The following is a 14,131-nucleotide window of genomic DNA, read 5'->3' as shown; positions in this document are numbered from 1 at the left end:
ATAGCTATACAGGTCAGCAATTATGACCTAATAGTTGAAAAAACAATGCAAGCTAGTCAAGGTTGGGAGGCCCCGATGAGCACGCAAAAAATTTCGCTCAATGACAAATATGACCTGGAAAAATCGCCGGTCATGCTAAACGGCACGCAAGCGCTGGTGCGCCTGATGTTGATGCAAAAGGCGCGTGACGCGCAGGCCGGTCTGAATACGGCTGGCTTGGTCACTGGATATCGCGGATCGCCACTGGGTGCCGTAGATACAATGATGATGCGGGCTGAAAAGCAGCTAAAAGCGGCGGACGTTACCTTTCAGCTGGGGCTGAACGAAGATCTGGCCGCAACGGCGCTGTGGGGCAGCCAGCAGGCCGAAGTCCGCGGTGAAGGCAAATTCGACGGTGTGTTTGGTCTTTGGTATGGTAAAGGGCCGGGCGTTGACCGTTCAGGCGATGTGATCCGCCACGCCAACATGGCCGGAAGCTCCAAGCACGGCGGCGTGCTGCTGGCGATGGGCGACGACCACACAGGTGAATCCTCAACCGTGCTGCACCAGTCGGAATGGGCCCTGATGGATGCCTATTTGCCGATTGTCAGCCCGGCAGGTGTTCAGGAAATTCTGGACTACGGTATCTATGGCATGGCGCTCAGCCGGTTTTCTGGTCTCTGGGTTGGCCTGAAGACGATGAAGGACACCATTGAGGTGACCTCGGTTGTGGATGGGGACCCGGACCGGATCAAGCTGGTTACGCCCGAGTTCGAAATGCCCAGTGATGGATTGAATATCCGTCTGGCCGATGACCGCTTCCAACAGGAAGATCGTATAATTGACTATAAACGCTTTGCTGCCGAAGCTTTCTCGCATGCCAACAAGATGGACAAGCGCATGTGGGGTCAGCGGGGGGCAAAAATCGGTTTTGTTGCTGCGGGTAAAAACTGGCTGGACCTGAGCCATGCGTTGTCGTTGCTGAACATCGATGAAAATATGGCCGACCGGCTAGGCATCACCACCTATAAGGTCGGACAAACCTTCCCGTTGGATATGAAAGGCTTTCACGACTGGGCGGAAGGTCTGGACCTGATCGTTGTTGTTGAAGAAAAACGCAAACTTATCGAAGTACAGATTAAAGAAGCTATCTTTGACGATCGTCGTGGTCGCCGGGTTTACGGTTGGCACAAAGGTGGCGGTGCGGGCTCGATGCACGGCGAAGAGCTGTTCCAAACCCGGTTTGCGCTGGATCCGATTATGATCGCCGAGAAACTTGGTCAGATCCTGATTGAAGAGGGCCGCGAAACCGATGCTATTCACGCAGGCCTATCGGCTCTTGAGGACGCGCGCCGGGCGGACAATGCCGAAGAAATCACCTCGCGTCTGCCTTACTTCTGTTCTGGATGCCCACATAACTCCTCCACTAAACTTCCGGATGGGTCTCGCGCCTATGCCGGTATTGGCTGCCACTTTATGGTGCAGTGGATGGACCGCGAAACCACTGGGTTTACTCATATGGGTGGTGAGGGCGCCAACTGGATTGGCGAGGCTCCCTTCTCGAACCGACCCCATGTTTTCCAGAACCTAGGCGATGGCACCTACAATCATTCAGGCATTCAAGCGATCCGCGCTGCCCTGGCTGAGGGCACCAACATAACCTATAAGATCCTGTACAATGATGCGGTTGCCATGACCGGTGGTCAGGGTAACGAAGGCGGGCTGGATGCTCCGCGTATTGCCCGCGAGTTGGTTGCCATGGGCATCAAGACCATGGCGGTGGTCTATGACGAGAAAGAAGACGTGGACGCCAAACAATTTCCCTCCGGTATGCGAATGCATGAACGAGGTGAGTTGATGAACGTCCAGCGCGAATTTGAAAAGGTCGAAGGGGTATCAGCAATCCTGTATATCCAGACCTGTGCTGCCGAAAAACGCCGTCGCCGCAAGCGCGGTCTGTTTCCAGACCCGGATCAGCGGGTGTTCATCAATACAGATGTCTGCGAAGGTTGTGGTGATTGTGGCGTTCAGTCCAACTGCGTATCAATTGTTCCTGCCGAAACCGAACTGGGCCGTAAGCGCGCGATTGATCAATCGTCCTGCAACAAGGACTTTTCCTGCCTGAACGGCTTTTGTCCCTCTTTCTTGAGTTTGGAAGGCGCAAAGCCGCGAAAAGACCCGACCACACAGTTAGATTTGCCAGATCTGCCGCAGCCAGATCTCCCGACAATCGATGGCACGTTTAATGTTGTCATCACTGGGGTCGGCGGCACTGGCGTTGTGACCATTGGTGCAGTTCTTGCTCAGGCGGCACAAATTGACGGCAAAGGCGCCGGCATGATGGAAATGGCGGGTTTGGCGCAAAAGGGTGGCGCAGTGCACATCCATTGCCGCTTGGCCAACCGCCCGGAAGACATCAGCGCCATCCGTGTGGCCACCGGCGAGGCCCATGCATTGATTGGTGGCGACTTAGTGGTGAGCGCAGGTGCCAAAACATTGGGGCTGACGTCGCTTGAACGTACCGGGGCTGTGGTCAATAGCCACGAGATCATCACCGGTGACTTCACCCGTAATACGGATTTCACCATTCCAACTGACCGGTTGCAACTGGCGCTGGAAGCACGGTTGCGGGATCGTCTGGATCTGTTCGACGCGACCGACCTGGCGAAAGCCACGCTTGGAGATTCGATTTTTTCCAACATGATGGTGTTTGGTGCGGCCTGGCAGCGTGGTTTGATCCCTTTGACTCTGGATGCGCTGACCCAGGCGATCACCATGAACGGTGCCGCTGTCGAACGTAACCTGCGGGCCTTTGATATTGGTCGTTGGGCGGTTCTGTTCCCGGCCGAGGCAAAAGGTGTCAGCCAGCCCAAGGTCGTTGATCTACCCAAAACACTGGATGAAAAAATATCCTATCGCAGTGATGCTCTGGTGGCATATCAGGGCAAGCGCTTGGCCAAGCGTTATGGCAAGCTGCTGGAAGGTATCAGTGATAAGGCTCTCAAAGAAGCCACGGCTAAGGGTTATCACAAACTACTGGCCTATAAGGATGAGTACGAGGTTGCCAGATTGCTGCTGGACAGCCGCGCCAAGGCTGAGGCCGAGTTTGAGGGCGATTTCAAGATGTCCTTTAATTTGGCTCCTCCCATGCTGGGCGGAAAAGACGCCAATGGCCGTCCGAAAAAGCGCAAATTTGGCCCGGGAACACTGCGGCTGTTGCGGTTGCTCGCCAAAATGAAATCTCTGCGTGGTACACCGTTGGATCTGTTTGGGTATACGGCAGATCGTAAAATGGAACGTGCACTGATCAAGCAGTATGAAGCGGATATGAAGGCTTGGTTGCCTAAGGTAAGCCCAGAGATCATGGAACCGCTGATTGCACTGGCCGAACTGCCGTTACAAATTCGTGGTTTTGGCCCTGTCAAACACGAAAGCGAACTAAAGGCGGCCAAGCGGCGCGAGGAGCTGCTGATTGCGTTGCAGCAGGGCGGAACGCAGCTGAACAAAGCGGCGGAGTAGGCGCACCGCTAATCCAAATGCAAAGAAAGGCCGGGTAATCCCGGCCTTTTTGTTATGAAATCTGGTCGTCGATAGCGTTTCCAACGATCGGTATCCCAACAATCTATCTGGCTAAAGAATCGTCTGCCGGTAGAAACGCCTGATGCAACAGATGATGACGCTGTGGCGCATCCGTGCGGTCATGACTAATCCCGTTTCAATCTCTGTCACTGGCATGTTACGCGGCTCGCATATTTTGGAACACATAAGCCGGTGTTCCGGTTCTTTCCTTTGGAGTACCGCCAGAATGCAAGCGCGCCACATTGCCCGCGATATCTCCTACGCACATTCGGCTGAAACCCGTTCCGGTCGGTTCCTGATCAAACTGATGGAAAACTCGACCGGCCGGCTTGGTTTGATTAAGCGGGCCAAAGGATATCAGCATGATATTACCGAGGGCCACGACTTCTGGTCAGTTATGGCTGAACGCTACGGGTTAACCCTGGACGTGATGGCGGGGTCTCTTACGAACATTCCAAAAGACGGACCATTGATCCTAATTGCGAACCATCCTTATGGAATATTGGATGGGCTAATGATGGGGCACATACTGTCCCAAACGCGTTCAGATTTTCGCATTTTGGCGCACCGCGTGTTTCAAAACGCCGAAGACCTGAACCGGGTAGTGCTGCCCGTTTCTTTCGAAGAAACCAAAGATGCCTTGAAGACCAACTTGCAGACACGAAAAACCGCACTCAATTATCTGGGACAAGGCGGAGCGATTGGTATTTTTCCCGGAGGCACTGTTTCCACCGGAGCGCGCCCGTTTGATCGCCCAATGGATCCGGGGTGGCGTGGCTTTACAGCACGGATGGTTGCCAAATCTAATGCGACGGTTGTGCCGCTGTTTTTTGAAGGTCATACATCGCGCCTGTTTCAAATCGCCAGTCATCTACACGGTACGTTGCGGATGGGGTTGTTGATCAAGGAATTCAAAAAGCGGGTAGATACGCCAGTGAAAGTGGTGATTGGGGATCCGTTGCAGCGTGAGGTTTTGGATCCTTTGGTCACAGACTCCAAAGCAATGATGGATTTCCTGCGCAAAGCCACGTATGAGCTGTCTCCAAAGCCGCTGAACAACCACGGTTATGGCTATGAATTCGAGGACAGGCATCGCGCCTGACAGGGACAATGGCAGTTGGTATCTTTGATTCTGGATTGGGCGGGCTAACCGTTCTGAACGCCGCGCAGCAACGTCTGCCGGATGTGGATTTCCTTTATTATGGCGACAGTGCCCATGCGCCTTATGGGGTGCGCGACGCTGAAGACGTTTTTCAATTGACCCGGCAGGCGGTTGAAACGATGTGGGCGCATGGCTGTGATCTGGTTATTCTGGCTTGCAACACCGCCAGCGCTGCTGCCCTGCGCAGGATGCAAGAAGGTGGTCTGCCACCGGGCAAACGGGTGTTGGGCGTGTTTGTTCCCTTGATCGAGGCCCTGACGGAACGGGAGTGGGGCGACAATTCCCCCCCACGTGAAGTTGAGGTCAAACATGTGGCGCTGTTTGCGACGCCCGCAACCGTGGCCAGCCGTGCCTTTCAGCGTGAATTGGCGTTTCGGGCTATTGGCGTCGATGTCGAAGCACAAAGCTGCGGCGGTGTTGTGGATGCCATCGAAGACGGTGATGAAATCCTAGCCGAAGCTCTGGTGCGCAGCCATGTGGATGCGCTAAAGCGCAAGATGCCTGAACCACAAGCCGCAATATTGGGCTGCACCCATTATCCACTGATGGAAGATATCTTTCAAAAGGCGCTGGGACCGGATGTCACTGTTTATAGTCAGGGCGATCTGGTTGCCGAAAGCCTGGCGCATTATCTTGAGCGTCATCCGGATATGATGGGGCGCGGACCTGGTGGATTTCTGACCAGCGGCGATGCCACTCGGGTATCGGACCGTGCCACTCAGTTTTTGCGACGAGAAATAACCTTCTCAGCGGCCTGATCCAGGTCAAAGCACTCATCCATTTTTGTTCTAAAAGTTCATTGTCAGTCATGGCAATGATACATGACATGTAAGAAAGAGGTCTGACATGACCCATAAAATCGCAATTCTGGGCGCTAGCGGCTACACTGGTGCTGAACTGGTGCGGCTGATCTCGCAGCATCCGAGCTTTGAAATCGCGGCCCTGTCCGCGGATCGTAAAGCAGGCATGGAAATGTCACAGGTGTTCCCACATCTGCGTCATTTGGAAATGCCAACCCTGTGTAAGATTGGTGAGATTGATTTTTCTCAGGTCGATCTGTGTTTTTGTGCCCTGCCGCATAAAACCAGCCAGGAAGTGATTGCTGCACTACCCAAAACGCTAAAGATCGTTGATCTGTCCGCGGACTTCCGGCTGCGTGATCCGGCGGCTTATGAAAAGTGGTACGGAAATCCACACAGCGCGCTGGAGCAGCAGTCTGAGTCTGTTTATGGGCTGACCGAATTTTACCGTAACGACATCGCTGCCGCACGTTTGGTAGCTGGCACCGGGTGTAATGCTGCCACTGGGCAGTTTGCATTGCGGCCACTAATTGCAGACGGGGTGATTGATCTGGATGAGATCATTCTAGATCTGAAATGCGCAGTTTCTGGTGCGGGGCGAGCTCTTAAAGAAGGGTTGCTGCACGCCGAGCTGAGTGAGGGTTACAACGCCTATGCCATCGGTGGCACGCACCGGCACCTGGGCGAGTTTGACCAAGAGTTTTCTAAAGTTGCCGGGCGCGAGGTTAAGGTGCAGTTCACCCCGCATCTCATGCCTGCCAACCGGGGCATTCTGGCTACGGCTTATGTCAAAGGTGACGCCCAGCAAATCCATGAGTGTCTGGCGGCTGCCTACACCGGCGAGCCTTTCATCGAAGTGCTTCCCTTTGGCGAGGCTCCCAGTACTCATCATGTGAGGGGCTCAAACTTTTGTCATATCGGTGTTGCGGCCGACAGGATCGAAGGTCGGGCAATTGTTATTGCCGCATTGGATAACCTGACAAAAGGTAGCAGCGGCCAGGCCTTGCAGAACGCCAATCTGATGTTAGGTGAAGATGAAACATCGGGTCTGATGATGGCCCCGCTATTCCCGTGAGGATGGAATGAAGACACTCAAAAAACGGCGCCGGGTACAGATTATTCTGGTTTCTGCAGTGGCCCTTGTGGTGGCCACCGGTCTGATTGGTTATGCACTGCAGGACGGCATCAATTTCTTTCGCGCCCCTAGTGAAGTGATGGCTGAGCCGCCAAAGCCCAGCGAAGTGTTCCGCATTGGCGGACTGGTTGAAGAAGGCACATTGGTGCGCGGGCAGGGTGAAATCATTTCGTTTTCGGTCACGGATGGTGGGGCGTCGATCCCCGTCACCTATGCGGGTGTCTTGCCGGATTTGTTCGAAGAAAACCAAGGCATGATTGGAACCGGGAGTTATGTCGACGGTGTCTTTGAAGCGACTGAAATCCTTGCGAAACATGACGAAACTTACATGCCTAAAGAAGTGGTCGATGCACTGAAAGAGCAGGGTGTTTACGTCGAACCAGAAAGCTGAAGCTCTCGACACCGTCCTGATTTGACGCGGTCGATATTTGCAGCATGACTAAGAAGATAAGGCGCGCGCTCTGGATAACAGGGCGCGCGCTGTGTTTTGGGCGTGGCAATATTTGAACGGCAATCTGGTGCACGGTCCCGACAGGAGTGTGCGATGCCCAGTGTTCAACAGATTGCCGAAGAAATAGTCGCCCGTGAAGGTGGTTTTGTGAATGACCCCGATGATCCTGGAGGGGCGACCAAACATGGGGTGACAATCCACACGCTACGTCGGCTGAATTTGGATCTAACCGGAGATGGGCAAGTCGGGCTGGACGATGTACAGGCGATAAGCCAGGAACAAGCGGTAGAGATATTTGTCTCCCATTATTTCACCGCTCCAAAGATCGCCTGTTTACCCAAACTTCTGCAACCCTCCGTGTTTGATATGTATGTTAACGCGGGGGCGAATGCCGTCAAAATCTTGCAGCGGTTGCTGTGCGATATGGGGTACGAGGCGACAGTTGATGGGGTGATCGGGCCGCAGACGATAAAAGCGTCAAGACTGGCCGCCAATGTGGGGGAGCAGGCGTTGAAAGATGCCTACGGCGTTGTGCGACGTAACTACTATTTTCGCCTGGTCGATCGACGGGCCGCCAGCCGCAAATACGCCCGAACCCGGGCAGGAGGCAAAGGCGGCTGGATCCGGCGCGCTGAAGAATTTTTGTCCCCCCGGTATCATCTCAGCGAACAGGCTTTTCAAAAAAGGGTGGCATCATGGGGGTGATCTCACAGGTTTTGAAAATGGCGTTTGGTGGCAACCGCAATGTGTTGCGTGAAACGGTTGAAGTGTTCCGTGAGAATGCCGAGTCTGGTGCGCAGCGACAATTTGAAGGCCACATAGCAGCGATCAACCAAATGCAGTCGGAATTTGCGTTGCAGCAACGCGGCTGGTTTGATCGGTGGATGGATGGGGTTAATCGATTGCCACGACCAGCCTTGGCCCTCGGCACGATAGGGTTGTTGGGATCGGCAATGGTTGATCCGATTTGGTTTGCAGCACGAATGCAGGGGATTGCACTGGTGCCGGAACCATTATGGTGGCTGCTGGGGGTAATTGTATCCTTTTACTTCGGCGCTCGTCAGCAACTGAAGTCCGAAAATCTGCAACGCGATCTGGCCCTGTCATTGTCACGTGTGCCTCAGGTTGTCAGCAATGTTTCTCAGTTAAGACAGCTTGAGACTGTAAGTGTAGATAACGCAACGACAAACGGGGATGCGGATGTTGAAATCGAGGTTGTTAAACCGGAACAGAACCCAGCACTGAGGCAGTGGCGTTTGTTGCGCAACAAACAGAGTGGATAAACCACAGACCTGTGACCGGATGGCGCGGCGATTGTCATTGGCGCGCCGATCTGTTCGGCCTATATAGGCGCTATGATTACAGAGCTCGGACACTTCGCCCTCATCCTCGCCTTTTTGATTGCTATCGTGCAGATGGTTGTGCCGTTGATTGGTGCCCATAAACGATGGCCCGGATGGATGGCCGTTGCCGAGCCAGCCGCGCAGGCGCAGTTCCTGTTTACGGCTTTTGCCTTTGGCGCGCTGACCTGGGCCTTCGTCACCTCCGATTTCTCGCTAAAGCTGGTGGTGGACAACAGCCATTCAGCCAAACCCATGCTGTATAAAATCAGCGGAACCTGGGGCAATCACGAAGGCTCTATGTTGTTGTGGGTGCTGATTGTGGCGCTGTTTGGTGCGGTGGCTTCCGTCTTTGGTGGTGGATTGCCGCCAAGCCTGAAAGCGCGCGTTCTGGCGGTGCAGGCCTCGATCGGGGTCGCGTTTTTTGCCTTTATCCTGTTCACTTCAAATCCCTTCCTGCGTCTGGCAGTGCCGCCGTTTGACGGACAGGATTTGAACCCGCTATTGCAAGACCCTGGTTTGGCGTTTCATCCACCGTTCTTGTACCTTGGTTATGTTGGCCTCAGCATGACCTTTTCCTTTGCAATTGCTGCTCTGATCGAGGGTCGTGTTGATGCTGCCTGGGGCCGTTGGGTTCGCCCCTGGACACTTGCAGCATGGATCTTTTTGACCATCGGCATCGCTCTGGGCAGCTGGTGGGCCTACTATGAATTGGGCTGGGGTGGTTTCTGGTTCTGGGATCCGGTCGAAAACGCGTCGTTTATGCCTTGGATCTTAGCCGCAGCGTTGCTGCACAGTGCGGTTGTGGTTGAAAAACGCGAGTCGCTGAAAAGCTGGACCATCCTGCTGGCAATTCTGGCCTTTAGCTTCTCGCTTGTTGGCACCTTTATTGTCCGCTCAGGGCTGCTGACATCCGTCCATGCCTTTGCCAATGATCCAGTGCGTGGTGTGTTCATCCTGTATATCCTGGCGATCTTTACCGGCGGTGCGCTGACATTGTTCGCCACACGGGCCCAGTCGATGGAGGCCAAGGGGGTGTTTGGTGTGGTCAGTCGCGAAAGCGGGCTGGTGATCAATAATGTCCTGCTGGCCGTCAGCTGTTTCGTGGTGTTCTTTGGCACCCTGTGGCCAATCATTGCTGAAATGGCCTTTGACCGGAAACTGAGCGTCGGACCTCCGTTCTTCAACGCTGCCTTTACACCGTTTATGGTGCTGTTGGGACTGGTCATGCCGGTGGGCGCAATGCTGCCGTGGAAACGGGGCAAGCTAGGCCGCACGGCCTGGAAACTGCGCTACGTCTTTGGGCTGGCCGTTGCTCTGGGTGTTGCTGCCTGGGCGCTGCAAACCGGGCGTTCTGCGCTTGGTCCAGTTGGGCTGTTCCTGGGCTCTTGGATGGTGTTTGGCGCCATCACTGATCTCTGGTCGCATACGGGCCGTTCTGGCCTGGCCGGGCGTCTGGCGCGGATGATGCGCTTGCCGCGGGCAGATTGGGGTAAAGCGACGGCACATGCCGGTTTGGGTATCACGTTCTTTGCCATTGCCGGGCTGACCGCCTGGGAAGAGGAGGACATCCGTGTTGCATATGTTGGTCAACCTTTTGACGTAGGTGCCTACACTTTGGTTTTGGAAGACGTTGGTCGCAATCGTGGGCCAAACTACTACGCAACTGTAGCCAATGTTCGGGTAACCAAGGACGGTCAGCCAGTGGCAATGATGCGGCCTGAAAAACGCGACTATCCGGTGACGCGGATGCCAACCACCGAAGCGGCGATTGACTACCGGTTCCTGCGCGATCTGTATGTGGTGATCGGCGATCAGCAAAACGATGGTGGCTGGATCATGCGGACCTATATCAAGCCATTGGCGAACTGGATCTGGGGTGGTTGTCTATTGATGGCTCTGGGTGGATTGCTATCGTTAAGCGACCGTCGCTACCGCGTGGCTGCTGGTGCTCGCAAGGCTAAGATCGCAGGGGTAGCGGCTGAATGAAACATCTAAAGATTGTTCTGACTCTGCTGTTCATTCTGGGTCTGTCCACCACAGTGTTTGTGGGCACTACCGCTCAGGCGGTTGAACCGGATGAGGTGTTGGAAGATCCGGCATTGGAAGCGCGGGCGCGGGAAATGTCCAAAGATCTTCGCTGCCTGGTCTGCCGCAACGAAAGCATCGATGAGAGCAACGCCGAACTGGCGCGTGATCTGCGCATTCTACTGCGTGAACGTTTGGTTGCTGGGGACAGCGATGCTGAGGCAATGGACTTCATTGTCGATCGCTTTGGCGAATACGTTTTGTTGCGGCCTTCTGCAAATGGGTCGAACTGGCTGCTGTGGGCGGCTGGGCCCATGATGCTGTTGCTTGCTGTCATCATGGCTGGGGGTTATCTGCGCGGACGCTCCAACGCCCCGAGGCGCAACGATTCCGGTCTGAGCGAAGCCGAACAAGCCCGTTTGAAAGAACTTCTGGACGAGTAATTGCAACGCTTGCTGGCGCTTGTTAGGGTGTCCTTGGTCAGCAGTTCACCCAGGCTCCGCCTTTCGCTAAACCTGCTTTTATTTATCCGGATCCTTTACTCAGGATGCCATTTGGATAAGGGCGGGCATCCTCATCCCGACTTGGGCTGCGGTATCCATGGGAGAAAGATATGACCCGGGATGTAATTCGGCTGACCATTGCCGACCTGTCACAATTTACCAAATCACTGCGGGGCACACTGTCAGATGCGCCCAGCCATGTTGAAATGCTGAACCGTGTAGCACAGGCTGCCGGTTACAAAAATTTCCAACATCTTCGCGCAACAAACGCGCCCGAACCCCAGGTCAATCAGCGCTTGCTGGACCGAGCGATGCGAAACTTTGATGATAAAGGCCGCTTTTCCAATTGGCCCGGTAAAACAAGTATGCAGAACCTGTGCCTGTGGGCAGTTTGGGCGGTGTTGCCCTCTAGAACTGTATGGGGGGAACGTGAAATCAGTGACCTTCTCAACGAATTGACCACGCTGGAAGATGCTGCGCAGGTACGGCGATCTCTGGTTGAGATGCGATTGGTAACCCGTACCAAAGATGGATCTCGTTACCAAAGGGTGGAACAGCCCGTACCTGTAGATGCACGCGCGCTAATAAGTCAGTTGCGGGAGTTACAAAGAGTCCCTTTACCTGACGTGGCGTTTGCCTTTTCCCGTTCGGCTACCTAAGTCAGCATGCAGACAACGGATAATATGAGGCCGAGTGATGGACTATAAAGAAATTACTTATCTGCTGGCGGATGGGCTGGCGATCGTAACGTTGAACCGCCCTGAAAAGATGAATGCGCTAACCAGCCAGATGCGCGCTGAGATCACCCATGCGATGCGTCGCGCGGGTGAAGAGGCGCGGGTGGTTGTTCTGACGGGTGCAGGTGATGCATTTTGCTCGGGACAGGACCTGAGCGACGCCAACAGCGCCAGTGACCTGGATCTGGAGCGTACGCTGCGCGATGAATATACCCCAATGCTGGAAGCGATCTTTGATTGCCCTGTCCCAACCCTTGCGGCCGTAAATGGTCCGGTTGCCGGGGCAGGGGCCAACCTTGCGTTGGCGACGGATGTGGTAATCGCGACTGAGAGCGCTTTCTTCATGCAGGCCTTTGCCCGTATTGGCCTGATGCCGGACGCCGGTGGGACGTGGTTTCTGCCCCGACAGATGGGCATGGCCAAAGCCATGGGCGCTGCACTGTTTGCCGACAGAATCTCGGCCAAGCAGGCAAGCGACTGGGGGATGATTTGGGAAGCGGTGCCTGACGCGGACTTTGCGGATCAGTGGCGTGCCCGCGCCACCTATCTGGCCAAAGGACCAACCAAGGCGTTTGGTGCGATCAAGCAGTCAATTCGCGCCAGCTACGGCAACAGCCTGCAAGAGCAACTGTCGGTTGAAGCGCATTTGCAGGGCGAATGCGGCAAGTCGCGTGATTTCCTGGAAGGTGTCACTGCCTTTATGGAAAAGCGCCCAGCCAAATTCGAAGGCCGGTAAACTGTTTGCCGCCGTTTGATTGCAAATGGCGGCAAAACGACTTGGAGCGGTTGGTTTTTTGATAATCCAAGGACTAAAACTAGCAGCCCCATACAGTTTCGGTGAGAAAGAGTGTGTAAGGGCTGAGATCAAATACATCGCCCGCACCAATCAAGAGCACGACGTCCTGACCGTCTGCCTGCACTTTACAAAAGTTGCTGAGGCAAATTGGCGTATTACTACCGGTATCCCCAAACAGACAGCAAGTACCGCGCCTTGGTTGCGCGTCGTTTTGATCGGTCCATGGTGATCACAGTTAATAAGATTTCGGGAAAAATACCGCAATCAAAATGAGTTAAGTAGAACAGATCTAACCGAATGCTGGATAGATCTGTTCTATAGTGTGTGGGATCAGCCGTTGTTGGGCATCAGCGCGATGTCATTGCTAACATCAAACGTCGTTCCTAGATTTGCCAACCGGATGACTTCGACACCATCGGCCATTACAATAGCGTCACTGCCACCTTCACCGTTGTCTTCAGCTACCATTGTCAGGACCGGCTCGGGGAGGGTTTCGTCATAGCCAAAGAGTAACACATCCTCACCCGCGTCGAAATCGGTGATCTCAGTTGCTGCCTCGCCCTTGACCCAATCACCAGTGACAAACGTATCAGCTCCGGCGCCACCAGTCAGCACATCGCCAATGCCGCCAAATATGGTGTCATCGCCTTGCCCACCATCAACGATATCACCGTCAGTGTCGGTATCTTGAGAAAAATCCATTTCCAGCGCGGCTGCTAGATCTGCAGCGGAGAGTGTGTCATCCGGGTTTCTGAAGTATTCAAGTGCAGCCTGTTCATTCATAAAGCCACTGGCGAAGATCGCGTCATTGCCGCCGTCACCGCGCAGTATATCGGTTCCGGTTCCATCAATCAGGATGTCGTCGCCATCACCGCCGCGCAAAAAGTCATCTCCTGCTTCTCCAAGCAGTTGGTCTTCGCCGTCGTTGCCAAAGACACGGTCATTGCCTTCTCCGCCGGTGGCTACGTCATCATTGTCCCCACCTGAGACTGTGTCATCACCAACCGAACCATTTAGCTGGTCATTGCCCCTGCCACCAAATAGCTGGTCATTGCCCCTGCCACCAAATAGGTGGTCGTTGCCACCATCGCCGATCAATGTGTCGCTGCCATTGTCACCGAATACACGGTCATCGTCGTCGCCGCCCCGCAGAAAATCGTCGCCATCTCGGCCTAAGACTGTATCTGCACCTGCGCTGCCATAGACACTGTCGTTGCCGTCACCACCAGAAGCAACGTCATTCCCGGCACCGCCAAAGACTCTATCGTCGTCGTTGCCGCCGTCGAGCTCGTCATTTCCATTGCCGCCAAACAAGCTGTCTTGGCCAATGTCCCCGGACAAGGTGTCGTTACCGTTGTCTCCGAACAGCCGGTCGTTACCTTCACCACCATCAAGGTTATCGTTGCCGTCGCGACCAAGCAACGTCTCATCGGACGCAGTGCCCATTAGCAAATCATGGCCCTCATTGCCTTCAATTTGGCCATCGTCGACCGAAGGTTGTAGAAATGCCGTTACTCGCGGGACATTTCCTTTAACCTCCCAGATTTGGGAAGAAGGAGATGTTCATGAACAAGGATCAACGCGAGATTCAACGTAAGCTGCGGATACTGCGATACGCAGA

At 54.5% G+C, this 14,131-nt stretch carries 13 protein-coding genes; 12 read left to right on the top strand and 1 reads right to left on the bottom strand.

What is annotated here, in order from left to right; all coding sequences use genetic code 11:
* Window positions 1-75 precede the first annotated feature (75 nt).
* From FEE96_RS20890 to FEE96_RS23710, 12 genes are all read left to right on the top strand, one after another.
* A complete protein-coding gene (locus FEE96_RS20890) occupies window positions 76-3,498 on the top strand; it encodes an indolepyruvate ferredoxin oxidoreductase family protein (RefSeq protein WP_138165079.1) in 3,423 nt (1,140 codons plus the stop codon).
* A 286-nt stretch (window positions 3,499-3,784) separates the two neighbouring features.
* A complete protein-coding gene (locus tag FEE96_RS20885) occupies window positions 3,785-4,660 on the top strand; it encodes a lysophospholipid acyltransferase family protein (RefSeq protein WP_138165205.1) in 876 nt (291 codons plus the stop codon).
* A gap of 8 nt (window positions 4,661-4,668) precedes the next feature.
* Window positions 4,669-5,478 carry a glutamate racemase gene (locus FEE96_RS20880; RefSeq protein ID WP_138165078.1) on the top strand — a complete coding sequence of 270 codons (810 nt, stop codon included), beginning with the start codon at window positions 4,669-4,671 and terminating at the stop codon, window positions 5,476-5,478.
* Window positions 5,479-5,566: 88 nt separating this feature from the next.
* On the top strand, window positions 5,567-6,595 hold the full coding sequence (argC, locus tag FEE96_RS20875) for an N-acetyl-gamma-glutamyl-phosphate reductase (RefSeq protein WP_138165077.1): 1,029 nt from the start codon (window positions 5,567-5,569) through the stop codon (window positions 6,593-6,595).
* A gap of 7 nt (window positions 6,596-6,602) precedes the next feature.
* Entirely contained in the window at window positions 6,603-7,046 is a 444-nt protein-coding gene (gene ccmE / locus FEE96_RS20870) for a cytochrome c maturation protein CcmE (protein WP_138165076.1), read from the top strand.
* A 153-nt stretch (window positions 7,047-7,199) separates the two neighbouring features.
* The gene (locus FEE96_RS20865; protein WP_138165075.1) at window positions 7,200-7,811 is read left to right on the top strand and encodes a holin-associated N-acetylmuramidase; all 612 of its coding nucleotides are present in this window, start codon (window positions 7,200-7,202) and stop codon (window positions 7,809-7,811) included.
* Window positions 7,802-8,389, top strand: coding sequence for a holin family protein (locus FEE96_RS20860; protein WP_138165074.1), 588 nt, complete (start codon window positions 7,802-7,804; stop codon window positions 8,387-8,389). Before FEE96_RS20865 ends, FEE96_RS20860 begins: the two co-directional genes overlap by 10 nt.
* A 72-nt stretch (window positions 8,390-8,461) precedes the next feature.
* Window positions 8,462-10,435 (top strand): heme lyase CcmF/NrfE family subunit, encoded by a 1,974-nt coding sequence (locus tag FEE96_RS20855; RefSeq protein ID WP_138165073.1) that lies wholly within the window; start codon window positions 8,462-8,464, stop codon window positions 10,433-10,435.
* Window positions 10,432-10,917, top strand: coding sequence for a cytochrome c-type biogenesis protein (locus FEE96_RS20850; RefSeq protein ID WP_138165072.1), 486 nt, complete (start codon window positions 10,432-10,434; stop codon window positions 10,915-10,917). The genes FEE96_RS20855 and FEE96_RS20850 overlap by 4 nt, the downstream gene beginning before the upstream one ends.
* Before the next feature lie 170 nt (window positions 10,918-11,087).
* On the top strand, window positions 11,088-11,636 hold the full coding sequence (locus tag FEE96_RS20845; RefSeq protein WP_138165071.1) for a DUF2087 domain-containing protein: 549 nt from the start codon (window positions 11,088-11,090) through the stop codon (window positions 11,634-11,636).
* Between the two features lie 37 nt (window positions 11,637-11,673).
* The gene (locus tag FEE96_RS20840; RefSeq protein ID WP_138165070.1) at window positions 11,674-12,450 is read left to right on the top strand and encodes an enoyl-CoA hydratase-related protein; all 777 of its coding nucleotides are present in this window, start codon (window positions 11,674-11,676) and stop codon (window positions 12,448-12,450) included.
* Between the two features lie 25 nt (window positions 12,451-12,475).
* Window positions 12,476-12,739 (top strand): hypothetical protein, encoded by a 264-nt coding sequence (locus tag FEE96_RS23710; RefSeq protein WP_138165069.1) that lies wholly within the window; start codon window positions 12,476-12,478, stop codon window positions 12,737-12,739.
* 101 nt (window positions 12,740-12,840) lie between these two features.
* Here the strand turns inward: FEE96_RS23710 and FEE96_RS20830 are convergent, their stop codons facing one another.
* A complete protein-coding gene (locus FEE96_RS20830) occupies window positions 12,841-13,986 on the bottom strand; it encodes a calcium-binding protein (protein WP_342770991.1) in 1,146 nt (381 codons plus the stop codon).
* Between the last annotated feature and the right edge of the window lie 145 nt (window positions 13,987-14,131).

The organism is Parasedimentitalea maritima, assembly GCF_005771405.1.
Classification (GTDB): domain Bacteria; phylum Pseudomonadota; class Alphaproteobacteria; order Rhodobacterales; family Rhodobacteraceae; genus Parasedimentitalea; species Parasedimentitalea maritima.
Note: the sequence above shows the minus strand (reverse complement) of the source record. Positions and strands in the feature narration are given on the sequence as shown.

What these genes read in the sequence shown, in the direction of transcription:
- FEE96_RS20890 (WP_138165079.1), top strand. Translation starts at nt 76, where the DNA reads ATGAGCACGCAAAAAATTTCGCTCAATGACAAATATGACCTGGAAAAA.
- FEE96_RS20885 (WP_138165205.1), top strand. Translation starts at nt 3,785, where the DNA reads ATGCAAGCGCGCCACATTGCCCGCGATATCTCCTACGCACATTCGGCT.
- FEE96_RS20880 (WP_138165078.1), top strand. Translation starts at nt 4,669, where the DNA reads ATGGCAGTTGGTATCTTTGATTCTGGATTGGGCGGGCTAACCGTTCTG.
- argC (WP_138165077.1), top strand. Translation starts at nt 5,567, where the DNA reads ATGACCCATAAAATCGCAATTCTGGGCGCTAGCGGCTACACTGGTGCT.
- ccmE (WP_138165076.1), top strand. Translation starts at nt 6,603, where the DNA reads ATGAAGACACTCAAAAAACGGCGCCGGGTACAGATTATTCTGGTTTCT.
- FEE96_RS20865 (WP_138165075.1), top strand. Translation starts at nt 7,200, where the DNA reads ATGCCCAGTGTTCAACAGATTGCCGAAGAAATAGTCGCCCGTGAAGGT.
- FEE96_RS20860 (WP_138165074.1), top strand. Translation starts at nt 7,802, where the DNA reads ATGGGGGTGATCTCACAGGTTTTGAAAATGGCGTTTGGTGGCAACCGC.
- FEE96_RS20855 (WP_138165073.1), top strand. Translation starts at nt 8,462, where the DNA reads ATGATTACAGAGCTCGGACACTTCGCCCTCATCCTCGCCTTTTTGATT.
- FEE96_RS20850 (WP_138165072.1), top strand. Translation starts at nt 10,432, where the DNA reads ATGAAACATCTAAAGATTGTTCTGACTCTGCTGTTCATTCTGGGTCTG.
- FEE96_RS20845 (WP_138165071.1), top strand. Translation starts at nt 11,088, where the DNA reads ATGACCCGGGATGTAATTCGGCTGACCATTGCCGACCTGTCACAATTT.
- FEE96_RS20840 (WP_138165070.1), top strand. Translation starts at nt 11,674, where the DNA reads ATGGACTATAAAGAAATTACTTATCTGCTGGCGGATGGGCTGGCGATC.
- FEE96_RS23710 (WP_138165069.1), top strand. Translation starts at nt 12,476, where the DNA reads ATGGCGGCAAAACGACTTGGAGCGGTTGGTTTTTTGATAATCCAAGGA.